This is a genomic window from Phycisphaeraceae bacterium, from assembly GCA_019636655.1.
Classification (GTDB): Bacteria; Planctomycetota; Phycisphaerae; order Phycisphaerales; family UBA1924; genus JAHBXB01.
This window is the reverse complement of sequence record JAHBXB010000001.1, coordinates 323,920-348,335: the sequence shown is the minus strand read 5'-3', so window position 1 is coordinate 348,335 and position 24,416 is coordinate 323,920. Positions and strand designations below refer to the sequence as shown.

Genomic DNA, 24,416 nt, shown 5'->3' with positions numbered 1-24,416 from the left:
CCGGCCTCAGCCCCGCGCCCAGAACCGGACCTGGCCGCACAACTCCGGCCACTTGGAGAGCACACAGAACGCAGCATACAGCCGCGCGTCCCGCGGCGGCGACCCGAGTCCGCGCCGGAACCGGTAGATCCGCCACAGCAGTGTTCCGTAGAGCGCCGCGACAACAACCCACGCGACAACGATCGGCCAGACCCACGCCGAGAACAGCGTCACGGCAAGCGCGAACAGCGGCAGCCCTATGGCCCAGACCCCGGTCATCATCAATCGGAGCCGGCCCTTGAGCGAACGCTGCACACTCCCCGACGCACACGCCTTGGCGTACGACCATCCGGCGCGGGATGATCGCCGCCACCACTGGGAGAACCGCGTCATCCCTGAGTCATGGATGCCCATGCTCGCCTCCAGCCGGGCGATTCCCCACCCGGCACCCCGGAGACGGGCGCACAAGTCGGGCTCCTCTCCCGCCGCGTGCCCGACCAGGAAGCCGCCGATCTCATCGAACGCCCGGGCGCGGACCATGAAGATGCCTCCGCTGGTGTCGATTCGTCCGACCGGGCCGTGCCACTCCATGTCGAGCAACCGGGCATAGACGGTGGCGTCGCGGTCCTTCTCCCGCAACTCCCCGCAGACGATCGCGAGCGAGGGATCCGCGTCGAGCGCCGCGGCGCCGCTTTGCAGCCAACCCGGGTCGATGACGCAGTCCCCATCCACAAACTGGACGTATTCGGGGGGCTCGCCGGCCGCCATTTCTTTCAGCCGTGCGAAGCCCGCGTTCCGTCCCCTCGCCGCGGTGTGCGCTGCCGAGGAATCGAGCACGACGACGTCGGCGCCCAGCGAACGGGCCCGCTCGGCGCTCCCGTCGGTCGATCCCGAATCCGCGAACACCACCGGCGCGCCCTGTCCGAGCAGAGATTCAATGCAACGGACCAGCCGATCCCCTTCGTTGCGCCCGATGACGACAACCCCTATGCGACTCATAACGGTCGCACCCGGCGATCGATCGACCACACCTTGCCCGAGCACACCGCCCCGAGATCGCCGAGCACGATGTCACGGGTGAACCGCAGCGGGTCCTGCGCCGTCGAGCCGCCGAGGCCGACGAGGCGACGGACCCGAAGGATGGTGCGCCCAACGAGCCAGAGCGCATCGGCCGCGATGAGCCCGAGCACGCCGTAGCTCTTGACGAAGTACCTCCGGCGCGAGTCGTACCAGTACCCGGCGCGGCGGCGGCGAGCGGCGGCGATCCCGGTTGCCGAGCCCTCAAAGTGTGTGACACAGGACCCGGGAACGAACCATATCTCGTAGCCGGCGTCCACCGCGCGCCGACAGAAATCGACCTCCTCAAAGTACAGGAAGTACTCCTCGTCGAGCAGCCCGATCCGCTCGAACACCTCGCGCCGGATCATCATGCTGGCGCCGGATACCCACTCGCAGCGGTGCGGCGTGTCGCTCACACCGCGAGAGACACGAAACCGGCCGAGCAGCCGGGTGATGGGGCCTGTCCGCGCCCCCTGCTCCAGTTCGCTCATCGGACCCGGGAGCCAGTGCGCGGAGCACTGCGGCGTCCCGTCGGGCTCCTCGAGCCGGCCACCGGCAATCCCCGCCCTCGGATTGGCCCGAAGGAACCCCACCAGTTCGGTGAGCGCCCCGGGCCGTGCGACGGTGTCAGGATTGAGCAGCATGACCAACTCTGGTGCGTCAGGGCCGCCGAGCGCCCCGCGGATCGCCGCGTTGTTGCCGTAGGCAAAGCCCCCATTGCGCTCCAGCGGCTGAACGCGGGCCCAGGCGGCCATCCCCTGCCCATCAATGGCGGCGCGGATCTTCTCGGCCGAACCATCCCCGGATGCGTTGTCGGTCACGACCACGCGCGTCCCCGGGAGCGCGGCGACCTCGCTCGCGAGCGACCGGAGGCAGTCGATCACCAGGTCGGCGGTCCGGTAGTTGACGATCACGACGAGCAGCGGCATGCCGTTGCGTCCGGTCTCGCGCGGGGCTCTGTGCCGCGGCGGGATCAGTCCTTCTTGTCGGGCTTGATGAGCGGCTTGACCGCTTTCTTGAGCGACTCGAACGCACCCTTGGCGGCCCGAGAGGCGTTCTCCAGCGGCATGAGCACGTTCCCTTTGATCTTCTCGTCGGGCCGGGCCTTGAAGATCGTCGAGTGGGCAAAGCCCGGGTAGTGCGCCGGGGCTTCCTTGGTGTAGTAGTACGCGGCGAACGACTTGCGGCTGTTGCCCTCGGGGCACTTGACGGCCGAGACGCCGTGGAACGATATCTCGTTGGTCTCGAAGATGACGCAGCGGTTGAAGACCGGCGAGAGCGAGTGGTGGCAGACCTTCACGTCTTTGTCCCACAGCTCGATGTTCCCGCCCCACTCCGGCTTCCAGTCCTTGTTGAAGTACACGAGGATGTTCAGCCGGCGGTGCCAGCCGTTCTCGTCGAGCACGTTGAAATCGACGTGAACGTCCAGGTGGCCCCGCGGTCCGGTCTCGTGGATGCCGCCGCCGCCGAGCGAGGCGTCGGCCAGAAGCCCGGGCATGTCGAAGACATAACCCACCGTGTCGAGCCACTCCTGCGAGGCAAGGGCCTCGTGGAGTCTCAGGACCGGCGGCGTGAACTTTGTCGAATCCGTAATCTGGATCTTGTTCTTCTCGTTCACCGCGGAGAACTTGCGGCCGAGTTTCTCGGCCTGCTCGAACGACGGGAACGAGCACCGCACCTCCTCGGCGAATGACTCGTCGAGGAAGTTGTCGAGGCAGAAGAACGGATACGGCTTCGCCGACCTGACCTTGGCTCGCAGCGCATCCCGATCAAACGGCATAATAACCATGTGGCCTCCCGCGAATGACAGACTGTATCCAGCACCATCGCATCGGCTCAATGGCGCGTGCACGGCGAGCGATTCGACCCCTGCGCGCGCCCCGGAGCCCGCACAGACTCTTCGCGGGGCCTTTACGCGGACGTGCGCCGAGCCGGGCCTCCCTGCCGCGGCTGCGGCCGGGCTGAGCCAAACACCCCTCGCCGGGTAACGGATACCGCCCCGCCCATCGCCAGAACGTAAACGGGGTTGATCATCCCGTTGAACAGGCAATCGACCGCGAACAGGGCGGAAATGGTCGCGGCCCAGATGACCGGCGCGCACGCGGGCGCGGACCAGTAGACCGCGGGGATGCGGCGCCACACCAGCAGCATCGGCAGCGCCATCACCGCAAAGACCGCCACGAGGGCGATTGTCCCGTTGATTCCAATGATGACGACCCAGAACCCGTCGGTAATCGAGATGTCCTTGCCGTCCTCGTTGTAGACCCGGTTGCGCCCCCACCCGCCCCAGCCCCACAACGGTTGCTCAAGGGCCTTCGCGACCAGTATGTCCTCGTTCTGCATCCGGAACAGGAGCGACTCGGCGCGGTCCTGGTTGATCATCGCCGCCACATCAACCAACTGGCCGCAGGTGCTCGGATCGAGGGACCGGGCCGTAATGTAGAAGAACGGGATGACCGCCAAAGCCGCGGCGATGGTGCGGATCCTGGTCCATCGGACCAGAAACAGCGCGCCCATCCCCGTGGCGAGGAGCGTCAGGGCGCCGAGCGACCGGCAGAGGAACGTGGTCGCTCCCAGCACGCCGACCACCCAGATCGCGGGCACACCGGCGATCCGCTTGATCGTCCCGCTCCGCCACATCCAGACACCCGCAAGCGTGGCCGCGCTCATCCAGAGCCCCAGTTCCAACCCGTTGGACAGAAACACAATCGGCCGCCACCCGCCGAAGCGGAAGGTATCCATCGCACCGACAAATGGGTTTACGCCGTAGACGCGCAGGTGAACAATCGGGCTCATCCGCATCTCGAACAGGCAGAGCGGCACATACGCGACCCCGCCGAGCAACACGCCCACGGCCAGGTCCCGCATCGCGCTCCAGTCGTTCAGGTACGCCCGCCCGAGGAGATACGGGATGCCCCAGAGGAAGCTGTAGTACATCACCTGCGAGATGCCGTCGTAGAACCCCAGGCCGTTGCTGTACGACGACGCGAGCGGGGAGAGCGAGAAGACCACCATCGGAAGGTCCGACAGCCGCAACCGCAGGGCCGCGAGCCCTCGAAAGTCGAACACGGCGGCGCAGGCGAGCACCCCCGTGGCCAGGATCGACCCCTTGGTGAAGTTCGGGATCCCCGACATCATCACCGTTTCGTTCGGAAGGAAGAGCCAGCCCGCGACGTACGCCGCCACAATCGCCCGACGCGCCGGGAGGACCGCAAAGAGCGCGACGATCACCGCGTACCAGCCGAAGAGCGCCAGGTATCCGAAGATGTTCACGCCGAGTCCCCGTGTGCAAGGGTGCCCGAGAGAACCTTGTTGTAGTAGTCAACCGTGGCCTGGGCGACCACCCTGGGGTGGTAGCGGGCTTCGCAGTCCGCGGCGGCCTGCCGGGCTAGCCGTGCGGACAGCGCCGCGTCCGTGAGCATCCGAACGATCCGGTCGGCAAGGTCGGCCGCGTCGCCCGGTCGCGCCACCAGGCCGTTGCGCTCGTGCTCGATGATCTCGGGAAGGCCCCCAACGTTGGTGATCACGGTCGGGCTGCCGGCCGAGATCGCCTCCAGAGCGGTGTAGGCGAAGTTCTCGTACCGGGAGGCGATGACCGTGACCGCATGCCGGCGCCGCAACGGAGCAATTGCCGCGGGGGGCTGCAGGCCCAGGATCGAGACACCGGACTCCTCGGCGCCGCCTGGGAATCGGTCGGCGAGGAACTCCTGGATGGACCAGCGGCGCCCTTTCTCATCGGTCACGCCTCGGTCGGGCCCGACAAACGTGAGCCTCGCGCCAGGCCGCTGCCCGCGGACCAAATTGAATGCGTCGATGACCACATCACCCGCCTTGTGGTTGTCGAACCGACCAACGAACAGGATCGTGTCCGGCTCGCTGACGTCGGGCGACCAGCGGTGCTCATCCGGGGCGAGCGTCTTGGGATACGGGATCACCTCGGCGTGCGGCAGAGCCAGCCGGTACTTCCGCCGCGTCTGCTCGAGAACGTCCCGGCACGGCGCCGTCACCCCTGGAGCCGCGGCGATGGCCTCACCCTCGAGCCGGACCCGCCGACGGAACTGCGGTGTGTCCTCCCGCTCGATCGTCGCGCCGTTGAGGAACCACGGTCCGTGCAGGCGGGCGACCGCGGGAACGCCCGATTCGCGGGCCACCAGTCCGACCCAGCCGAACGACTCCTCCATCTCGACGATCCGCACCCCGTGCCGGTCGGCGAGCCCCCGCACCACGTCCACCACCCCGCGGCCGGTGCGACGCTCGTCCCACGCACCGGGATCGAACCGGTCGGCGATCTTGCGGGCGACCTTGTCGCGGAAACCCAGCGGCCGCAAGGCCGCCTCCACGGCAAATGCGAATGAATCGCGGCAGCCGTCAGCGATCCGCGGGGTGATGACAAACGGCTCGCTGCCGACCTCACGAAGCGCCGGAACGATCGCCGCGGTGTAGGACACGATGCCGTTGGGCACGCTGCCCGCGGGCCAGCCGGGGGAGAACAGGGCGACGCTGGGCGGCTTGGTCGGGTCGTTCGAGGGGCGGGGCACTTCGCGGCCTCCAGATTCGAGAGGTGGACGAACGTCGAACGGCCCCCGTTTCATCGGTGGGCGATTACATCGGAGATCAACGCCACCGCGCCACGAGGCCCCTGAAGAAGTCGTGGAGTTGCTCGCGGAAGTCGAGTCCGTACCGTTGCCAGAGCCACTCGATCCCGAGACCGGCGAGCATGCCCGCGGCGATCAGCAGCAGCGAGTAGACCTCCTGCATCGGTCTCAGGACGCGGTGCCGCCAGAGGGCCCAGTACAGGATGGCTCCGACGGTGACCTCCGAGGTCGCCACCGCCAGGATGACGCCCATGACGCCGCAGAAGTGCCACCCCAAGGGGATGGCGCAGACGATCCAGGCGGCGCGGGTGAGGTGGGTGATGAAGACATACCGAGTGTGACCCAGCGCGACCACGCACTGCTCGCATGGCTCGAAGAGAATCCTCGTAGCAGCCTGGATCCCCAGCAGTTGGAGCATCCAGCCGGCCTGCCACCATCCCTTGCTGAAGAGCAACTCGATCGGCACGTTGCCGGCCGTGATGACCATGCCGGCCGCCGGGAGGAAGACCGCGTTGATCCGCAACCGGGCCCGGTAGAACGCCTGGGCGACGCGCTCCTCGTTCTCCCGGTGCACCCTGCCAAGCCCCGGGAGGAGAACTCCCCGTGCCAGTTGAATGACAAGCGAGATGCCCGTGTCGGCGAGCTGCACGGCAATGCCGTAGATCCCCAGCGTCGTCTCCGCAACGTACTTCGTCATGAGGATCCGGTCCGACTGCTTCGCGATGAAGAACAGGGCGCTGCCCATGAAGATCCACTTGCCGAAGTGAAAGAGCTGGAGGTACGCCTCGCGGTTGAACATAAACCGGTTGGGGACGCCTGGGAGCGCGAGGTGCGACAGGATGCTCCTCAGGATGTTCTGGGCGATCGCACCGAAGACGAACACCCACGGGCTCTTCCAGGTGATCGCCAGCGCAATCATGACGATGATCGCGGCGATGTGCTGGCCAAGTTCCACGATCACCAGACGCCCGAGGGCGAGGTGTCGCTCACAGGTGAACATCTTGGTGGAGTTAAACCCCGCGATAGCCGCGGTGAACGACATCGCCGGGAGCAGCACGTACAAGTCCGGCCGGTTGTAGAACAGGCCGAGCGGGAGAGCGAGAGCGCTGCCGACGATCCAGAGCAGAAAGCCGCGGACCACCTGGATCGTCCACGCCGTGTTGAGAAAGACCGGGTCATCCCCCCGCTTGTCGCGGATGATCGCCGGGCCCGAGCCGATGTCGGAGAACATCGCCAGCCCGTACATCACGACGTACAGGATGACCATCTCGCCGTAGATTTCCTGGTTGAGCAACCGGGTCAGCACCAGCGTGGAGCCGAGGCGGAGGATGTTGCCGGCGCCGAAGCCCACGAAGGTCCAGACCGACCCGCGGAACAGGTGGTGGCGCAGCGACTTTCGCGGCTCGCTCTGGGCGGGCGGCTCCCGGGGCGGTGCGTCCGGCTCGGGCCCGATGGCGTCGGCCGGCGGGATGTTCTGGGTTTGCGTCGTCATGCGTCGATCTGGGCGTTACGACGCAACAGCCGCGAAGTCCCCGCGCGCCGGGGCGTCGGCGGGATCACTCGCGGCGAGCCGCTCGATCATCTCGAAGTACTCGCGCACCTCGGGCCGGACCTGCCCGTGCACCGCCCGCTCCACCCGGCCGGCCTGCTTGGTGATCCACTGCGCGTGGACCGGGGTGAGGCGGGAGCAGTCGGTCGGTCGACCGAAGATCTCGACGCTCTTGCCGCGGCTGTCGCGGAGCGCGGCGGCGTGCTGGTTGAAGAGTGTGTCCTCGCCGGAAACGTAGATGTAATAGGGGATCAGCAGGAGGTTGTTGGCCAGGGGCGGGACGTAGCCGCGCCGGTGGTGAAGGTCGGTGTACTGGCAGATCATCTGGCTCGGGTGGACCATGTGCTCCTCGTCGATGGGCAGGACCGAGGAGGTGCCGTGGCGAGACTGGGCGTACAGGAGCGTGTCGAAGTCCACGCTGCGACCGTTGTGCACCGTGATGTGGTTGAACAGGTCGATCGGCTTGAACTGCCGGCGAACGAACTGGGCGTCGAACATGAGTTCGAACGTGGTCGCGAGGCGGTCGGTCGGTTCCACCCCGTTGCCCTGGTAGAACGAGACGCCAAGGAACTGGTGGCCCCGGCGCTGGATCTCGGCGAACCGGTCCTCGAGGATGTTCGGTCCCAGGAGCAGGGCGTCGAAGTCCTGGAGGAGCACGTAGCGCGTCCGGGCGGCGGCGATGCCCTTGGACCATGACAGCCAGGAGTACACCCAGCCCCACGCGATCCGGTCGGCGACCCTGGCCTGACGGTCGGAGTAGTACAGGAATCGCAGCGGGAGGCTCGGGAACTGGGCCCGGATCGACGACTCGAGTTCCGGGCCGGCCGCCTCCCTGGTGCGGTCCAGGACGATCAGAACCTCGCGCAGGTTGGGGGCATTCTGCGAAGCGAGGAACCGCAGGTTGATGCCGAGCATCCCCTGGATCTCGCACTTGCAGGCGATGAGCACCGTGTAGCCGGGCTGCGGGGCCTCGAGCGGCGTCCACGACACGAGACGGCGGAGCATCGTGCGCAGGACCGCACGCTTCGCCCGGGCCGCCACGTACTTTGTCGAGGAGGTGTACTTGCCGTTCATGGTGCTCTGGAGTTATCGGGTGGAGCGGGCCACGGGGTGAGGAACGGACAGGAATCGTAGGACGAAAAAGGGGGCTCCGAAGAGCCCCCTTTGGGGAACTAGCTGACCTCGATAGGCTTACTGGCCGGAGGAGGCGTAGAAGCCCGCGCGGAGGTTGGTGAGAAGCGTGTCGATCAGCGGGTCCTGGAAGCCGCGACGCATGGTCTTGGCCAGGCTGATGTCGGCTTCCGTGACGGCGACGCTGGGATTGGGGAAGCCGGAGGTGACGGTGCCGGTCTGGGTGTAGCTGGGCTGACGGTTGCCGGCCTTCGCGAAGGTGCCGCCGTTGCCGGTCCACTGGTAGATGCGCGTGTTGGTGAAGGTCACACCGTTGACGCCCGAACCCGGGTCCGTGTGCATCTCGATGGCGCACGAATCGGGGTTGCGATTCGCACCCTTGCGGGCGATGACCAGGCCGTCGACGGTGCAGTTGCGGACATTCTCAAGCCAGAAGCCGACGCCGCGGTAGTAGTCCGGGTTGTTGTCCCGGATGTTGGTGCCGTCGAGCACGAAGACGTTGCGGACGGTGCCCGTGACACCGCCGGGGTAGCCACCGGGAGTATCGGTGCCGGTCGCCGAGCCCATGCGGGGGCCGATGGCGCACCGGGTGATGATGCAGTCCTCGATCGTTCCGCCGGCGCGGAGGTCCGGGCCCATGCACCCGCCGTTGGAGACGAGGTTCTTGCGGAAGATCACGCCCGGGGCCGTGTCCTGGCAGTACACCGACTGGCTGCGGATGCCGGGCGTCGAGCCGGGACGGATATCCGGGTGGTCGCCGCAGCGGTCGATCACGCACTCCTCGATCGTGACGGGGGCGTGGGTGAGGGCGATGTAGAAGCCGGAGTTGGCCTCGTTGTCGCCGTTGTTGCCCGGGCCGCCCATGTCGATGATCGAGCGACGGATCACGAACCCGCCGTTCATGTCCTGCAGCACAATGTTGAGCGTGCAGTGGTGGATATGGCAGTCCTCGATCAGGACGTTCGCACCACCGCCGAGCTGCCACTGGAAGCCGGCGGTGTGCCTGCTGGTGTAGCCGGAGATCTCGAGGCCGGTGATGATGAGGTTGCCGTTGGAGTTGCTCCGCTCGAAGATGCCGTCACGAGTCCTGGAGGTGGGCTGGATCTTCGGGCGAGCGCCGTTTCCGTACGAACCGACGATCATGCGCTCGCTGGCCGAACGACCGTTCTTGCCCCAGCCGGGGAACTCCTCGGTCCAGACGTCGCCGCACTGCAGGAGCATCTGATCCGCGGTGTTGGTGCGAAGGAGGGCATACCCGGCCGCGAGGGTGCGGACGGGGTGGGCCGAGTCGAGGCCGGAGTTGGCGTTGTTGCCCAGTGATGAGCTGACGTAGACGACCCGGGCGTCCGAGGCGGGCGTGAGGTCGGTCCAGCCGACACCGCCACCACCGCCGGTCGGAGGCGGGGGCGGGGGAGGCGTGCTGCCGGAGATGGTGATATTGGCGTAGGCGGTGTAGGCCGAGGAGCCCGCGGCGTTCGACGCGCGGACGCGGTAGCCGTAAGTCCCGGCGCTGACGTCGTTGATGTACGCGGTCTGGTCGGCGCCCAACACGACGCTGCCGCCTGAGAACGCCGGGTTGCGCTCGAGCTCGAAGGAGGTCTCGTTGTTGGAGTTGTCGGTCCACGAGGCGAGGACGCGGCCGTTGCCGAGATCCTGAACCGTCATACTGGTCGGCGCCGCCGGGGGCGTCGGGTTGGTTGTGCCGCCGCCGCCAGAGCCGCCGGAGCCGCCGGTCGTGCCGACGTTGACAAGAACCCACGGCGACCAGGCGGAGTTGCCGCTCTGGCCATTGGCCCGGATCATGTACCGGTAGGTACCCGGGCCGGGCTCGTCGTAGAACTGGGTGACGTTGGCCGCCTGCGGGAACTGGATCCACGCGTTGAAGTCCTCGATGCCGTTGACCTCGACGCGAGTCTGACGGATAAGTTCGAAGCCCGTCTCATTGTTGGAGGTGTCCGTCCAGGTGACGCGGATCGACCGGCCGTCCGGCTGAGCGACGGGCTGGAGAGCGGTCGGGACCGACGGGATGGCCGAGGGCGGCGGCGGGGCGGTCAGGGTGATCGACGCCGAGGGCGTGAACACCGAGAAGCCGGCGCTGTTGCGGGCCGCGACCTTGTACCGGAACGTGCCGGCGCCCGGCGCATCGGTGTACGACGTGACGTTGGCGTCGACGTTCATCGGTACAGGCTCGATCCAGTTCGACCCCGAGAGCTTCTCGCGGACGATGTTGAAGCCGGTCTCGTTGTTGGAACGGTCCTCCCAGGTGACGCGGGCCTGCATCGAATCAGAGCCGTTTGTCACGGCGATCGAAGCGGGTGGTGTAGGGATGCTGACGGCCGCGGCCGGGGTGATCTCGACCCACGGCGTGTAGGCCGAGGCGCCGGCGCCGTTCACCGCACGAACCTGGTACCGGAAGGTGCCGGTGCCGGGCGTGTCGCTGTAGGCGGTCGCGTTGGCAGGCTGGGGGAACTGGGTCCAGTCGCCGTAATCCGGCCAGCCGTTCACAGTTCCGACGACTCGCTGGCGGACAACCTCAAATCCAGACTCGTTGTTCGAAGCGTCGGTCCACGAAATGGTGACCTTGCCGTTTCCGTTGTCGAGAATCCGGGCACCCGTTGGGGCTGCCGGCGGGGAAGCGGAATCGCCGCCGCCACCACCTCCACCGCCTCCGCCATCCTGACCGGCGACCACGATCCGCACCCAGGAGGTATAAGACGAGGAGCCGCCGGAGTTGTACGCGCGGATGCGGTACCGGAACTCACCGGCGCCGGGGTTGTCGCGATACGACGTGCTGTTGGCGGGGAGATCGAAGGTGGTGCCGTTCCTCCAAGTACCGTTAACTCGCTGTTCACGGGCGACGGTGTAGCCCGTTTCAACGCTGGAGCGATCGCTCCAACTGATGATTACCTGCGAGCCATCGCCGGCGGTCACGCGGGCGGATGACGGGGCACGCGGCGCGACGACGCGACTGCGGGCCTGCGCGTCGAAGTCGGAACCCTGGCCCGATTCCTCGGCAACCCAGCCGCTTCCGAGCACCGCTCCCTGAGATTCGGGCGAGTCCGAGAGAATCGCTCGTTGGCGGGGGGCGGATTCGGGGGCGGTCGGAGCGGCGTCCGTGGCGAGGGCCTGCGAGTCGGTCGCCAACAGGGCAGGACGGGTGGACCGGATCACCAACCGCGAGGGCCGAGAGCCGGTCGAGCCAGCCGTCGCGCCCGCCGGCTCGACGGGGATCGCCGCGATCTGGCTGTCGAATGCTGCGGGGCCGGTTCCGGGAACCACAACTGAGCCATCCACCTGCGGAAGAACGGGCGCACCACTCTGGATCGAAACCGGCGCCAGCCGGACGACCTGGCGACCATCTGCCAATGTGGTTACCACACGCTCGAACCGAACGATGCTGGTGCTTGGGCTTTCGCCAACAAGCGGCGGCACACTGGAAACCCTCCCTTGCGAACCGTAGCCAAACGAGGTCATCGAGCCGCACACGGCGACCAGAACGGCCGCTGTCACCCGAAGACACCCCACACCACCGACGTGCTGACGATTAGTCATTGCGTTGCCCTCATTGGCGGGTAGACAGCCCCCGCATCGATGAGTTTCGGTCTCGGACCCCCTTGGACTGAGCATGTCTTCCCCCTTTACCCACCTTTTCCGGTGGTACCCAGGCACCACAACCCGACTCGACGACGCAATCGTCAGAGTACCCAGGGTCCGGGAACGCGCAAAGCACTTCGCCGAATTGGCGCACAAACACGACCGCCGCTGACCAGGCGAAGGCGCTCAGCCAGTGTATCCCCGCCTAGGGGTCGACCTAGGAAGGTCGGATGTAGGCGTCGGTCTTCGTCAGGCCAAGGCGAGCCGGTCCGAGGCCCGAGAACTCGATGCGGCGGTAGCCCGGCAGGAGGGCCGGCACGCCGTCGTACTCCGGGCGCCAGGAGTCGTCGAGCAGGATGATGCCGCCGGGGCGAACCTTGCCGACGGCGTGCTTGACGCAGTCAACGCGGGAGACGCTCGGGGTCTCCAGGCCGTCCACGAGGATCATGTCCCACGGAGCACCGTCGTCGACTGACGTGACATACTGCTGTTCCGCGGCGCGGTCGCCGTTTTCTGCGGCAATGAAGCGGAGTTCGGGCCGATTGTCTGCGGGCAGTTCGCTCTCGACGTGCTTGACGATCTCGTCACGCCAGTACTCGTTGCTCTCGACCGTGGTCACGCGGCAGCCAAGAGCGGCGAAGAACGTCGTCGAGCCGCCACCCCCCCACTCAAAGACCCGGTCTCCGGGCTTGACAGTGCGACGGACGAAATCGATGCAGGGCCAGGAAATCGAAGCAAGCCCGACGGACAGGGGAGTCGCCCCGCGCCGGAGTCGGTCTGAGATCCAATGCACCGTGTGCCGCGGGCGACGGACCATGTGGCCGGCGGTTCGGATGCCGAAGAGGAGCGGGTTGCCCTGCACTGAGAATCAACCTCCTTCAGACAGCCATGCATCGGCGGGCTCAGGGCCGTCGTTGACCGTTCGCGAACCAAACCGCGGAAGGCTTATCGGTCGACGGACGGAAAAGAGCGCACAGCCGGGCTCCCGACCTGGCGCACCGCGCGACGGCGAGCGGTGAACAGGACGATAGGTTCAGTCGAATTCGCCAGACCTACACGAGAATCGAGGCCGCCCCGTCCATATAAATAACCGCTCTGACCAGGAATTGTCCGGGCCGCAGAAGCCCGACCTCCGCGGTTGCCTCCAGGCGTGCAGAGCCGATGCCCACGACACCCCCACTCACGCTTGGCATGCCGGTCCGAAACGGCCAACGGTACATCCAGGGGGCGCTGGATTGCCTGCTTGAGCAGACATTCGGCGACTGGAGCCTGCTCATCTCCGACAACGCCTCGGACGACTCGACTGAGGACATCTGCCGCGAGTACGCCGCGCGGGACGGTCGGATCACCTACCGCCGGCAGGAGGCGAACGTCGGGGCGGCCGGGAACTTCAACTTCTGCTTCGACCAGGCCGCATCGCCGCTGTTCAAGTGGTTGGCGCACGACGACCTGTTTGCACCGGAGTTTCTCTCGAAATGCATCGAGCGCCTGCGGGGCGAAGCGGATGCGGTCATCGCGCACAGCTACACCAACGAGATCGACGGCAGTGGGCGACAGATCGGCCGTTACGAAGAGCAGCACGACGCGATGATCGGCCTGCAGGCGGCGCGTCCCAGCGAGCGGCTGGGCTCCTCGTTCGGGCTCATCTACCCCTGCCCCGTGTGGGGCGTGATGCGGCGGGACGCGGTGGCAAAGACCAGGCTTTACGGCTCGTACCTCGGGAGCGACTGGAACTTCCTGGGTGAGATGTCGCTGCTCGGGCGGGTGACCCTGGTGCCCGAGTACCTGTTCAGCGTTCGGAACCACGAGACCGGGTTCTCGTTCGGGTTCCAGGCGACGTCGAAGCAGACGCGGCTGGCCTGGTTCGATCCATCGCGCCGGCGACCGCTGCTCTCGGCGGCCGAGTCGGCGTGGTGCTTTGCCTCGGCGATCTTCCGGCACCCGATGCCGGCGCGCGAGCGGGCGTCGTGCCTTGCGCATCTGGCGGGGAGGACGGGCGGGAAGGTCGTTCGGAAGTTTCAGCTCGGCGGGAGGTCCGCCCCGGTTGAGCCGTCGGCGGGTGCGCCGGCTGCTTCGGCCGCGGGCGCTGCGGAGACGCGTTCATGAAGGTGGCGATACTGGCGGGCGGCGTGGGATCCCGGTTGGCCGAGGAGACCGAGATCAAGCCCAAGCCGATGGTGGACATCGGCGGCAGGCCGATCCTGTGGCACATCATGATGCACTACGCGAAGCACGGGCATAAGGACTTCGCGATCGCGCTGGGCTACAAGGGCGACTACATCAAGAAGTACTTCACCGACTACGCCTCGCTCGCCGGAAGCATGAAGATCAACCTCAAGTCCGGCAAGGTGCAGAACATCGATTCGAACGTTCCGGACTGGAACGTCGACCTGATCGAGACGGGGAACTCGACGCTGACCGGGGGCCGGATCAAGCGGCTGCGGCCGCACCTGGGGGAGAAGACGTTCATGCTGACCTGGGGCGACGGGGTGTCCGACGTCGATCTGGACAGGCTGGTCGCTTTTCACAAGAGCCACGGCAAGCTGGCGACGGTGACCACGGTGCGACCGACGGCGCGGTTCGGCCACATCGAGTTCGATGGCGACCGGGTGGCGAGTTTCAGCGAGAAGCCCCAGACGGCGGAGGGGTGGATTAACGGCGCGTTCTTCGTGCTCGAACCCCAGGTGTTCGACTACATCGAGGGGGACGGCACGCAGTGGGAAAAGGAGCCCATGGAGGGGCTGGCGCGCGACGGGCAGTTGATGGCCTATAAGCACACCGGGTTCTGGCAGTGCATGGACACGCTGCGCGACCGCAAGCTGCTGCAGGATCTCTGGGACTCGGGCAGCCCGCCGTGGCGGACTTGGGAGTAACCCCAGAATCGCCGATGGATGAATATGGAGAGGGGATCAGAGACCGGAGGTAGAGCGTGCGCGTCCTGGTAACCGGACATCTTGGATATATCGGGACCATCCTCACGCCGATGCTCTTGGGGCGCGGGCACCAGGTGGTCGGCCTCGACTCGGACCTGTTCCGGCGCTGCACCTTCGGCGACCCCGCGGCGATCGCCAGCGTTCCGAACATCCGCAAGGACATCCGGGATGTTGAGGCGAAGGACGTGCAGGGGTTCGATGCATGCCTGCACCTCGCGGGGCTCTCGAACGACCCGCTGGGCGACTTCAACCCGGAACTGACCTACGACATCAACCACCGCGCCTCGGTGCGGCTGGCGGACCTGTGCAAGAAGGCGGGGGTCAAGAGGTTCATCTTCTCGTCGTCGTGCTCGAACTACGGGGCCGGGGGCGACGGCCTGCTGACCGAGAGCGCCGCGTTCAACCCTGTGACGCCCTACGGCGAGAGCAAGGTGATGGTGGAACGGGACGTGGCGCCGATGGCCTCGGGCGAGTTCAGCCCGGTGTTCCTGAGGAACGCGACGGCGTACGGCGTCTCGCCGCGCCTGCGGTTCGACCTGGTGCTCAACAACCTCACGGCCTGGGCGTACACGACCGGGCAGGTGCTTCTTAAGAGCGACGGCACGCCGTGGCGGCCGATCATCCACATCGAGGACATCTCGCGCGCGTTCGTCGCGACGATGGAGGCGCCGCGAGAGGCGGTGCACGGCCAGGCGTTCAATGTCTGCGGGACGAGCGAGAACTACCGGATCCGTGAACTGGCGGAGATCGTCCGCGACACAGTGCCGAACTCCAAAGTTGAGTTCGCGGCGGGCGCCTCTCCTGACAAGCGGAACTACCGCGTCAGCGGGGACAAGTACGCTGCGGCGTTCCCGGACCACCTCCCGCGGTGGACGGCGCGGAAGGCGGCGCAGAACCTGTACGAGACGTTCCGCAAGACGAACCTCACGCCCGGCGATTTCGAGGGCGAGAAGTACAAGCGCATCACGCACATCCAGTCGCTGCTGAAGGAAGGGACGCTGACCGCAGACTTCCGTTTCAAGGGCAACTCGGACACGGCTGAGAGGGCATGAGCAACATGGCCGAACACTCTTCGATGTTTGAGTCCCGGTGCCGGGCGGCGTCGTGCCGTTCGTGCGGGCACAAGGGCCTCGAGCCCGTGCTCGACCTTGGGAGCATGCCCCTCTCGGACGGGCTGTTGACGCGGGAGCAGTTGAGCGCGCCCGAGGGGAAATACCCGCTGGACGTCGGCTTCTGCCGCGCCTGCACGCTGGTGCAGATCCTGGAGACCGTGCCACCGGAAGTGCTGTTCGGGCACGATTACCCCTATTTCTCCTCGTTCTCCGATCACCTGCTCAAGCACTCTCGCGACAACGCGCTGAACCTGATCAAGACCCGCGGCCTCGGGCCGACGAGCCTCGCCGTGGAACTGGCGAGCAACGACGGGTATCTGCTGAAGAACTTCGTCGAGCACGGCGTGCCGGTGCTGGGCATCGATCCCGCCCCGGGCCCGGCGAAGGCCGCGGAGAAGATCGGCGTCCCGACCCGCAACACCTTCTTCACGAAGGACCTCGCCGCCCAACTGGTGGCCGAGGGAAAGAGGGCCGACGTCGTCATTGGCAACAACGTCCTGGCGCACGTGGCGGACACGAACGGGTTCGTCCAGGGTGTCGCGATGCTGCTCAAGGACGAGGGGACGACCTCGATCGAGGTGCCCTACCTGCGCGACCTGATCGAGCACTGCGAGTTCGACACCATCTACCACGAGCACCTGTGCTACTTCTCGGCGCTCGCGCTCGACTCGCTCTTCCGCCGGAACGGGCTGTTCCTCAACCACGTGGAGCGGATCCCGATCCACGGCGGATCGCTCCGTCTGTACGCCGGGCGAAAGGAGAACGTGCAGGGCTCCGTGATCTCCCTGCTCGCTGAGGAGCGGTCGCTGAGCATGGACAAGCCGGCGTACTACCGGGACTTCGGGGCCCGGGTGCGGGCGATCGGCGACACGATGCGCACCATGCTCAAGGGATTCAAGAAGGAAGGCCGGAGCATCGCGGGGTATGGCGCCGCGGCGAAGGGCGCCATCATGCTCAACTACGTCGGCGCCGGGACCGATCTCATCGACTTCGTCGCCGACCGCAACGTGCACAAGCAGGGCAAGTTCATGCCCGGCGTGCACGTGCCGATCGTCTCGCCCGACGAAATCATGAAGCGCCGGCCCGACTACCTCGTGCTGCTGCCGTGGAACTTCAAGGACGAGATCCTGCGCCAGCAGGATGCGTACCGCAAGGCGGGCGGCAAGTTCATCATCCCGATCCCGACGCCTACCGTCGTCTGAGCACGCACGCATGACGACCGCACGAGCCAGGCCGGGTCCATCGTTCCACTCCGAAAACGTGCCCTCGGCGCGCTGCCCAAACTGCGACTCCGCCGGGATGAGGGCCTTCTACTCGGTGCCGCAGATCCCGGTCCACAGCGTGCTCCTCATGCCGAGCCGGCAGGAGGCGATGGACTTCCCGAAGCGCGACCTGAAGCTGGGGTTCTGTTCCGTGTGCGGGTTTGTCTGCAACATCCTGTTCGATCCCAGTGTGCACCTGTACTCGCAGCGGTACGAGGAGACCCAGGGCTTCTCGCCGACGTTCAACGCCTTCGCCCGCCAGCTCGCGCAGCGGTACGTGGACCGGTACGAGCTCCACTCCAAGACGACGCTCGAGATCGGCTGCGGCAAGGGGGAGTTCCTCGCGCTGCTCATCGAGCTCGCCGGCCCGAAGGCGCGGGGCCTGGGGATCGACCCGGGCTACGTCCCCGGCCGGCTCCAGTCCGCAGCGGAGAAAGAGGGACGGCTCGAGTACATCGTTGACTTCTACGGCCCCAAGTACTCGCACCTCCAGGCCGACTTCATCGTCTGCCGCCACACGCTGGAGCACATCGCCCCGACGCTCCGATTCATGCGCGACCTGCGCACGACGATCGGCTCCCGGCGCGGCGTGTCGATCTTTTTCGAGCTCCCCGACGTGATGCGGGAGCTGCGCGAGGGGGCGTTCTGGGACCTGTACTACGAGCACTGCACCTATTTCTCCGCCGGCTCCCTGTCACGCCTCTTCCGGTCAACGGGCTTCGATGTGACCGAGGTCACGCTGGAGTTCGAGGGGCAGTACATCATCCTTGACGCCGTCCCCACCGAGCCCGGCTCCCCACCCACCACGCCCTGGATGGCCCTCGAGCACGACCTCGAGGAACTTGCCATCCGTGTCGACCGGTTCGGCGCGATCACCTCGAAGGTTGTCGACACCTGGCAGCAGGTGATCCGCGGCAGCCACGCCAGGGGCGAGCGCGTCGTCATCTGGGGCGGCGGCTCGAAGGGCGTCTCGTTCCTCACGACCCTCGGCATCGGGCTGGGCCAGGGCGTGGACTACGCCGTCGACATCAACCCCCACAAGCACGGCAAGTTCCTCCCGGGCTCCGGCCAGGAAACGGTCCCGCCGGGCTTCCTCAAGGACTACAAGCCCGACCACGTGATCGTGATGAACCCCATCTACGTGAAAGAGATCACGCAGGACCTGGACAAGATGGGGCTGAAGCCCCGCGTCTGGGCGGTCTGAGTCCTCCGCATGGCGTGCCCCTCCTGCGGCCATCTTGATGCCGGCGAGTTCCTCGGGATGCCGCGCGTTCCTGTGCTGTGCAACGTGCTCCTGCACGCCCGCGACGAAGCGATCTCGGCGCCGACGGCCGAGATCTCGCTCTCGTTCTGCCGCCCGTCTTCCGGCGGATGTGGCCTGGTATTCAACGACGCGTTCAAGCCCGAGTTGATGCGCTACACCGGGCAGTATGAGAACGCGCTGCACTTCTCGGCGACGTTCCAGAAGTACGCCGATGACCTTGCCCGATCGCTCGTCGAACGCCACTCGCTCCGCGGCCGGAGGATCATCGAACTTGGCTGCGGCGATGGCCAGTTTCTCGCCATGCTCTGCCGGCTGGGGTCCAACTCCGGCCTGGGATTCGACCCGGCGCACGACCCCTCTCGCTCCCGGGAACAGGTCGATGCCTCGCCCGGCTCGATCGACATCATCAGTGAGTATTACGGCCCGGCCCACGCCCACCACACGGCCGACTTCATCGCCTGCCGTCACGTGCTCGAGCATATCCCACGCCCGGACGAGTTCCTGCGGAGCATCCGGCGGACGATCGGCGATCAGCGCGACACTGTTGTTTTCTTCGAGGTCCCCAACGCGCTCTGGACCATCGAGCAGATGGGCATCTGGGACATCATCTACGAGCATGTGCTCTACTTCACGCCCCCGTCTCTCTCGAGGGCATTCAGCAACGCGGGGCTGATCCCGCTCCGGACCGATACCGTCTACTCGGGCCAGTTCCTCACGATCGAGGCCCGCCCGGGCGATGTCCCAGCCGGATTTGCCGCGGGCCTGGATCACGAGCAGCGCCGAATCGAGGGGCTCGTCGACCGGTTCAGCGAACGCTACCGCGAGAAGCTCACGCAATGGGTCGGCGTCCTGGACAACCTCCGCCGGTCCTCCCGTCGCGGCGTGCTGTGGGGCGCGGGCTCCAAGGGCGTGACGTTCCTGAACGTCGCCGCGGGTCCGGCCGACCAGGACAACCCGTTCCAGCACATCGTCGACATCAACCCCCGCAAGCACGGCTGCTTCGTCGCCGGCACCGGGCAGCAGATCGTGGCGCCGGAAGCCCTGCGCGAGATCCGGCCCGCTGTAGTTGTCATCATGAACCCGGCCTACCGCGACGAAATCGCGTCGCAACTCCGCTCGCTCGGCGTCGACGCCGAGGTGATGGTCGCGTAGATCGTGGCTGATCGCTACAGGACAACGCCCCGCCGCGCCAGGTGCCCGACCATCTGCGCGGCTGTGTCGCCCAGGTGATCGATCACCTCCCCGTCCCACCCCGACTGCCTGGCTGCATCGATGTTCTCGACGAGATCGTCAAAGAACACGATCTGGTCGGTGCGTCCGGTCCAGCCGGCCGCCCGTACTCTCCGCTCGAACTCCTCGTAAATGATCCGGTCCGGCTTGGCGAGGCCGAGCAGGTGGCTTGCGTGCAGGTGATCAACCATCCGAGGTGTCGGATACTCCGTCGCGGGCTCGTGCGCGGGCGGGGCGAGCCGCACCCAGTGGGCGTGGTTCGTGTTGGACAGCACCCCGGTCGGCACCCCGGCCCGCTTCAGGGCGATGATCAGTTCGCCCACCCCGGGGTACTCGTCAAGCGTCCACGCATCGTGCACGCGCCGGACCTCCTCGGCCGTGTAGTGACCGCCGGTCGCCGCGGCGATCCGCGGAAAGAACTCGTCCGTCTGGATCCTCCCCATCTGGTACGCCCCAGCCAGCTCCCGCCGGGCGGCAACCATCTCGGGAGTTCCAAAGTCCTCTGTGCCGCGAACCGGAACCCCCGCGGCCTGGCACGCCTCGGCCCATGACCGACAGATCCTGACGATGACACCGCCCAGATCGAACACCACCAGCCCGACGCGCGGCCTCGCTCCGCTCATTCCTCGTTCTCCATATCCTCGTCGACCGCGTGGTCCGAGCCCGCCTGGGCCGGTTTCGGCTTCATGATCTCGTCCATGACCACGGTAGCAAAGGCGCCGCGCGGCAGTTCAAAGACGCACTTGATGTACGACCCGTGGTCGTCGACGCCGCTCTCGATGTCGGGGTGCCGCAGCGGCACCCGCAGGGGGCGCCGAGATCCCTCCAGGTGCTCGTCTCCCTCTGCATAGGCATCGATCGCTTCGGGCGAAACACCCGCATCGCCCAGCGCACGCTCCTCCACCGCGCCGACCTCCCCTGTCGCGCGCATCAAACCCGGTCCCCACATCGGCCCGGATGGAGAGATCTCCAGCCGCGCGACACGGCGAACCGTCTCAGGATCCGCGGCGACAGCGGCGTCGACAGCGAAGGCCGCGCCATTATCGTGCTTGAACGCGATGTCTCCCGGCACCAGCCTGCCGAGTGTCCCATCGGCGATGCGGCGGTCGAGCACCGAGTTGAAGACGGCCGACTGGAACGCGGTGAAGAAGAACGTCCGCTGCAGGGTCTCGATGGACTCGAACGCCCGCTTGGGTCCGGTCCCCTTCGCGAGCGAGGCCAGGGCACGCCGCTCCGCGCCGTAACGGCGCGGCCAGGCATGGCGGGCCTCGTCGTACCGCCGCTGTGCGTACAGCTGCCTCGCCTCGAGCGCCAGCCGCACCGCCGCGTCATCCGGACCAAGCATCACGTCCAGCGCGTGCCGGTACTCGCCGAGGATCGCCGCGCGTCCGACGAGGTGGTTGTTGGCCAGGGCGCCGAACCGCTGGATACCGGTCCGGTTGGGCACGCCCTGCGCGGCGAGCAGCCTCATCGATGCGAACGCCCGCACGACCAAGCCCGGGTCGACACCGCGAACTCGAATCACGAAGTGGTTGCCCGCGAGGTGCCCCCTCCGGATCTTGTTGGCGTGCATCTCCGCCCACAACACGGTGATGGACGGGTGCTCGAACGCGGGAAAGTCCGCCGCCGACTTCCCGGGAACGTGCACGGTGACATGCTGGCGCGTGACCGCCTGCTTGTCCTTGAGCCCGGCGTACCCGATGGACTCGCGCCGCACGCCAAAGTGCTTTGCGAGAGCGCCGATCAGGTCGGAGGTCGCAAGGCCCCGTTTCTCAACCAGGAGCATGATGTGCTCGCCCGAACCGGTGGGCTCGTACGCCGGCAACTCGTCGACGACGAAGTCCTCCGGGCGCGCGCGGAGCACGCCACCGACCGGCGGCACTTCGGCCGTCAGGTAAACCTTCGCCTGGGCACTCGGGCTGAACTCGGGGAGGGTCACGGCGCGGAGCATAGGCCCCGGGGGCATCGCGGCCGGTACAAGGCCGGGACTCCCGGAAACCCGCGGGGGTCACTCTTCATCGTTCTGCGCCGCGTCGAGAACGTGCTCCTCGACAAAGATCGGCACGTTGCTGGCAATACCCAGGGCGATCGCGTCGCTCGGGCGAGAGTCGATCTGGAGCACCTTGCCCGACTTGTCTCGGACCGTCAGGATCGCAAAGAATGTGTGGTCGGTCAGGTCGTTGATGGTGATCGATTCGAGCTTGGCCCCGAGTTGCTCGATGATGCCCATGAGCAAGTCGTGGGTCTGCGGACGCTTGATTGGCACTCCCTTGAGCCGCCGCTCGATCGCCTGGGCCTCCGGCAGACCGATCACGATCGGGAAACTCCGCCCCCCCTCAACCTGCGAGAACGTGGGCTTGCCGTCCCCGTCCTCGGACGGCGCAACCTCTCGCAGCTCGATCAGTTGATAGTCCGCCAGTTCCTTGATGAGGATCCTCGAGAGCTCCATACGTACGGCCATCGGCGGTCCCTCCGGCGGTCACCTGATGCTTCGCCCGGACATCCAACCAGTCAACGCCGCGGACCGTCGCGGCTGTTCCCGGAGCCTCGTCCCGGGTTCGCCTCGTCGCCCGGGCGATCCGGGGAATCGAGGGGCTCGCCAAGCCTCTCCGTCAACTCACGCGGAGCCCCTATACCGCACACGACCACGGTGCCCAGGAACTCCTGCGCTTCCGGGGTCAGGAAGCCCCGTTTCCAACCCACGAACGTGACTGTGATGTCGGCCTGCACCGCCCGGTCTGATCGCTCTCCCTCGGCGAGTGGCCTCCCGGTGTCCGCATCGAGACCGGATGGGACGTCCGCCGCAACGATGATCGCGCCGCCTCGCTTCAACGCATTGACGCACGCGATTGCCTCCGCCAGACGCCCCGAGACCGGGCGATCAAGACCGGTCCCCAGCACGGCGTCGATCACAACGAGTCCTGAGCGTGGCAGTCGGTTCAAGAAGCGACCAAACGCCTCAGCAAGGGGGCCGGCATCGCCCCTCACCATGTCCAGGCCCATGCGGCTCGCAACTCGAAGCTGAATGGCCGCGTCGCCGCGGTACTCCTCATGGGGGGCGAGAAGCAGTACTGCCACCTCCCGGCCGGCGTTGTGAAGGTGGCGGGCCGCCGCCAGCCCGTCCCCCCCGTTGTTGCCCCTGCCGCACACCACGAGAAACCCGTCCGCGCTGCGGGCCGCAAGCTGCGCGACACCGGCAAGGCCGATCGCGGCATTCTCCATGAGCAGGACAGACGGAATCTCGTAGTCACGCACACACGCCAAATCGATCTCGCGGAGTTCGCTGCGCGAGTACACCCTGGTTGGGAATGGCTGTGAATCCGAACGCCGCATCCGACCGGGCATGCCGCGGCGGCGCGGGCTATCGGCGCTATCCTCCGTCCGAGCCATGGGGGTAGTCTACTGCCCAGGGGGGACAGGAACCGATTCCGGGCATGCCCACGCCGATCCAAGCCCTGCTCGTCGTGCTCATCGTTCCGTCAGGACTGGTGTTCTTGTACTGGGCTGTGGTGGCGTTCTACGCCCTGAAGTACCACATGATCCCCGGGCGGTCCCGCATCCCCACCGCTCGCGACGGCCTGAGTCTCCCCGAGGCCGCGGCGGGCGCCGACTCGCCCACCGTCTGCGTGATCGTCCCGGCCCACAACGAGCAGGAGATTGTCGGCGATCTGGCCCGCTCGTTGGCCCGCCAGGACTACCCGGCCCTCCGCGTGGTCTTCGCCCTCGATCGGTGCACCGACGATACGAAGGGGGAGGTCGAAGCGGGCATCTCCAGCATCCCGGCTCGGAGCCCGCCCATCGAGTGGGAACTGCTGGACATCACCTCGTGCCCGCCCGACTGGGCCGGCAAGGTGAACGCCATGTGGACCGCCGTGAACCAGTCCCGGCTCGCGCGCGATGCGGACCTGCTGCTCTTCGCCGACGCCGACACGACGTTTGACCCGGGATGCGTGCGGGCGACCGCGGCGCTCCTTGAGAACCGCCGTCTCGACATGCTGACGCTCCTGAGCACGCTCTCGGCGGACCGCTGGTTCGAGCGGTTCGTGCAGCCGGCGACCGCGCTCGAACTCGTCCGGCAGTACCCGATGCACAAGGCCAATCGACCCGCCGAATCGCGCCGGGCGTTTGCGAACGGTCAGTTCATCCTGTGCCGCCGCGAGCCGTACCTGCGGATCCGCGGGCATGAGGCCGTGAAGTTCGAGATGTTCGAGGACGTCCGGCTCGCGCAGCACATCGCCCGCGAGGGGCTCAGCGCCGGGGTGTTCCTCGCCGACGGCATGCTCCGCTGCCGGATGTACGCCGACTGGGCGGAGTTCCAGCGCGGCTGGAACCGGATCTTCTCGGAGTCGTGCAACCGCAAGCCCGCGCGCCTGCGGACCTCCGCCATGCGGTCCCGCGTCATTGGCGCGATCGGCCCGGTGATGGCGGTGGCCACGCTCGCGCTGGCGGCGGCGCTGTTCTCGAACGGTGAACGATCCGCTCTTGTCCTGACCGCCCTGGTCACCAGCGCCGCCGCGCTCATCGCGATCATGTTCACCCTTTCGCGGGTATACGCGGCCAGCGGCGCCCCGCTCTGGCTGGCGGTCACCTTCCCGTTTGCAGCGTGGATGACCGGCTCGATCCTCCGGCAGACAGCCGAGGATCTCGAGAATCGCAAGCCCGTGATCTGGGCCGGGCGGGAGTACGTCCGCGAAGCGCGGTAGGCCCC

General features: G+C 66.9%; 20 protein-coding genes. 7 read left to right on the top strand and 13 right to left on the bottom strand.

From position 1 onward, the window contains the following. Nucleotides 1-6 precede the first annotated feature (6 nt). From KF745_01520 to KF745_01480, 9 genes are all read right to left on the bottom strand, one after another. Complete coding sequence (locus KF745_01520) at nt 7-978, bottom strand: glycosyltransferase family 2 protein (GenBank protein ID MBX3357084.1); 972 nt, start codon at nt 976-978, stop codon at nt 7-9. Then, nucleotides 975-1,967, bottom strand: coding sequence for a glycosyltransferase family 2 protein (locus tag KF745_01515; GenBank protein MBX3357083.1), 993 nt, complete (start codon nt 1,965-1,967; stop codon nt 975-977). The genes KF745_01520 and KF745_01515 overlap by 4 nt, the downstream gene beginning before the upstream one ends. 44 nt (nt 1,968-2,011) lie before the next feature. Then, a complete protein-coding gene (locus KF745_01510; protein MBX3357082.1) occupies nt 2,012-2,827 on the bottom strand; it encodes a 2OG-Fe(II) oxygenase in 816 nt (271 codons plus the stop codon). A 122-nt stretch (nt 2,828-2,949) separates the two neighbouring features. Further along, complete coding sequence (locus KF745_01505) at nt 2,950-4,311, bottom strand: hypothetical protein (protein MBX3357081.1); 1,362 nt, start codon at nt 4,309-4,311, stop codon at nt 2,950-2,952. Then, the gene (locus KF745_01500) at nt 4,308-5,576 is read right to left on the bottom strand and encodes a glycosyltransferase family 4 protein (protein ID MBX3357080.1); all 1,269 of its coding nucleotides are present in this window, start codon (nt 5,574-5,576) and stop codon (nt 4,308-4,310) included. The genes KF745_01505 and KF745_01500 overlap by 4 nt, the downstream gene beginning before the upstream one ends. Nucleotides 5,577-5,652: 76 nt before the next feature. Next, on the bottom strand, nt 5,653-7,125 hold the full coding sequence (locus KF745_01495; GenBank protein ID MBX3357079.1) for an oligosaccharide flippase family protein: 1,473 nt from the start codon (nt 7,123-7,125) through the stop codon (nt 5,653-5,655). Nucleotides 7,126-7,140: 15 nt separating this feature from the next. Beyond that, on the bottom strand, nt 7,141-8,256 hold the full coding sequence (locus KF745_01490; protein ID MBX3357078.1) for a hypothetical protein: 1,116 nt from the start codon (nt 8,254-8,256) through the stop codon (nt 7,141-7,143). Nucleotides 8,257-8,373: 117 nt separating this feature from the next. Next, nucleotides 8,374-11,865 (bottom strand): right-handed parallel beta-helix repeat-containing protein, encoded by a 3,492-nt coding sequence (locus KF745_01485; GenBank protein MBX3357077.1) that lies wholly within the window; start codon nt 11,863-11,865, stop codon nt 8,374-8,376. 259 nt (nt 11,866-12,124) lie between these two features. Then, nucleotides 12,125-12,769 (bottom strand): hypothetical protein, encoded by a 645-nt coding sequence (locus KF745_01480; GenBank protein MBX3357076.1) that lies wholly within the window; start codon nt 12,767-12,769, stop codon nt 12,125-12,127. A gap of 299 nt (nt 12,770-13,068) precedes the next feature. Here KF745_01480 and KF745_01475 point away from each other — a divergent pair, with 299 nt between their 5' ends. From KF745_01475 to KF745_01450, 6 genes are read left to right on the top strand one after another with little or no spacing between them, the layout of a single operon-like run. After that, a complete protein-coding gene (locus KF745_01475) occupies nt 13,069-14,013 on the top strand; it encodes a glycosyltransferase family 2 protein (GenBank protein ID MBX3357075.1) in 945 nt (314 codons plus the stop codon). Then, nucleotides 14,010-14,780 carry a glucose-1-phosphate cytidylyltransferase gene (gene rfbF, locus KF745_01470; GenBank protein ID MBX3357074.1) on the top strand — a complete coding sequence of 257 codons (771 nt, stop codon included), beginning with the start codon at nt 14,010-14,012 and terminating at the stop codon, nt 14,778-14,780. The genes KF745_01475 and rfbF overlap by 4 nt, the downstream gene beginning before the upstream one ends. Before the next feature lie 56 nt (nt 14,781-14,836). Next, a complete protein-coding gene (locus KF745_01465; GenBank protein ID MBX3357073.1) occupies nt 14,837-15,892 on the top strand; it encodes an SDR family oxidoreductase in 1,056 nt (351 codons plus the stop codon). A gap of 23 nt (nt 15,893-15,915) precedes the next feature. Further along, nucleotides 15,916-17,154, top strand: a complete 1,239-nt coding sequence (locus KF745_01460) for a class I SAM-dependent methyltransferase (GenBank protein ID MBX3357072.1) — start codon at nt 15,916-15,918, stop codon at nt 17,152-17,154. A 10-nt stretch (nt 17,155-17,164) separates the two neighbouring features. Next, on the top strand, nt 17,165-18,418 hold the full coding sequence (locus KF745_01455; GenBank protein ID MBX3357071.1) for a methyltransferase domain-containing protein: 1,254 nt from the start codon (nt 17,165-17,167) through the stop codon (nt 18,416-18,418). A 9-nt stretch (nt 18,419-18,427) separates the two neighbouring features. Then, entirely contained in the window at nt 18,428-19,630 is a 1,203-nt protein-coding gene (locus KF745_01450) for a methyltransferase domain-containing protein (protein ID MBX3357070.1), read from the top strand. 14 nt (nt 19,631-19,644) lie between these two features. Here the strand turns inward: KF745_01450 and KF745_01445 are convergent, their stop codons facing one another. The 4 genes from KF745_01445 to KF745_01430 all read right to left on the bottom strand — a co-directional run bounded on the left by KF745_01445 (nt 19,645) and on the right by KF745_01430 (nt 23,098). Next, nucleotides 19,645-20,331: an HAD family hydrolase gene (locus KF745_01445; GenBank protein MBX3357069.1), complete on the bottom strand. Its 687-nt coding sequence runs from the start codon at nt 20,329-20,331 to the stop codon at nt 19,645-19,647. Beyond that, a complete protein-coding gene (gene truD, locus KF745_01440) occupies nt 20,328-21,647 on the bottom strand; it encodes a tRNA pseudouridine(13) synthase TruD (GenBank protein ID MBX3357068.1) in 1,320 nt (439 codons plus the stop codon). Before truD ends, KF745_01445 begins: the two co-directional genes overlap by 4 nt. A 69-nt stretch (nt 21,648-21,716) precedes the next feature. Further along, nucleotides 21,717-22,169 (bottom strand): bifunctional nuclease family protein, encoded by a 453-nt coding sequence (locus KF745_01435; GenBank protein MBX3357067.1) that lies wholly within the window; start codon nt 22,167-22,169, stop codon nt 21,717-21,719. Between the two features lie 50 nt (nt 22,170-22,219). After that, entirely contained in the window at nt 22,220-23,098 is an 879-nt protein-coding gene (locus tag KF745_01430) for an NAD(P)H-hydrate epimerase (protein MBX3357066.1), read from the bottom strand. A 44-nt stretch (nt 23,099-23,142) separates the two neighbouring features. On the opposite strand from KF745_01430, the gene KF745_01425 reads away from it, so the two are divergent. Beyond that, complete coding sequence (locus KF745_01425; protein MBX3357065.1) at nt 23,143-24,411, top strand: glycosyltransferase; 1,269 nt, start codon at nt 23,143-23,145, stop codon at nt 24,409-24,411. Nucleotides 24,412-24,416: the final 5 nt, after the last annotated feature.

Excerpts from the sequence above, each read along its gene's own strand:
- KF745_01515 (MBX3357083.1), bottom strand. The coding sequence starts at position 1,967 with ATGCCGCTGCTCGTCGTGATCGTCAACTACCGGACCGCCGACCTGGTG.
- KF745_01520 (MBX3357084.1), bottom strand. The coding sequence starts at position 978 with ATGAGTCGCATAGGGGTTGTCGTCATCGGGCGCAACGAAGGGGATCGG.
- KF745_01485 (MBX3357077.1), bottom strand. The coding sequence starts at position 11,865 with ATGACTAATCGTCAGCACGTCGGTGGTGTGGGGTGTCTTCGGGTGACA.
- rfbF (MBX3357074.1), top strand. The coding sequence starts at position 14,010 with ATGAAGGTGGCGATACTGGCGGGCGGCGTGGGATCCCGGTTGGCCGAG.
- KF745_01460 (MBX3357072.1), top strand. The coding sequence starts at position 15,916 with ATGTTTGAGTCCCGGTGCCGGGCGGCGTCGTGCCGTTCGTGCGGGCAC.
- KF745_01510 (MBX3357082.1), bottom strand. The coding sequence starts at position 2,827 with ATGGTTATTATGCCGTTTGATCGGGATGCGCTGCGAGCCAAGGTCAGG.
- KF745_01435 (MBX3357067.1), bottom strand. The coding sequence starts at position 22,169 with ATGGCCGTACGTATGGAGCTCTCGAGGATCCTCATCAAGGAACTGGCG.
- KF745_01425 (MBX3357065.1), top strand. The coding sequence starts at position 23,143 with ATGCCCACGCCGATCCAAGCCCTGCTCGTCGTGCTCATCGTTCCGTCA.
- KF745_01490 (MBX3357078.1), bottom strand. The coding sequence starts at position 8,256 with ATGAACGGCAAGTACACCTCCTCGACAAAGTACGTGGCGGCCCGGGCG.
- KF745_01430 (MBX3357066.1), bottom strand. The coding sequence starts at position 23,098 with ATGGCTCGGACGGAGGATAGCGCCGATAGCCCGCGCCGCCGCGGCATG.
- KF745_01455 (MBX3357071.1), top strand. The coding sequence starts at position 17,165 with ATGACGACCGCACGAGCCAGGCCGGGTCCATCGTTCCACTCCGAAAAC.
- KF745_01445 (MBX3357069.1), bottom strand. The coding sequence starts at position 20,331 with ATGAGCGGAGCGAGGCCGCGCGTCGGGCTGGTGGTGTTCGATCTGGGC.
- KF745_01450 (MBX3357070.1), top strand. The coding sequence starts at position 18,428 with ATGGCGTGCCCCTCCTGCGGCCATCTTGATGCCGGCGAGTTCCTCGGG.
- KF745_01475 (MBX3357075.1), top strand. The coding sequence starts at position 13,069 with ATGCCCACGACACCCCCACTCACGCTTGGCATGCCGGTCCGAAACGGC.
- KF745_01495 (MBX3357079.1), bottom strand. The coding sequence starts at position 7,125 with ATGACGACGCAAACCCAGAACATCCCGCCGGCCGACGCCATCGGGCCC.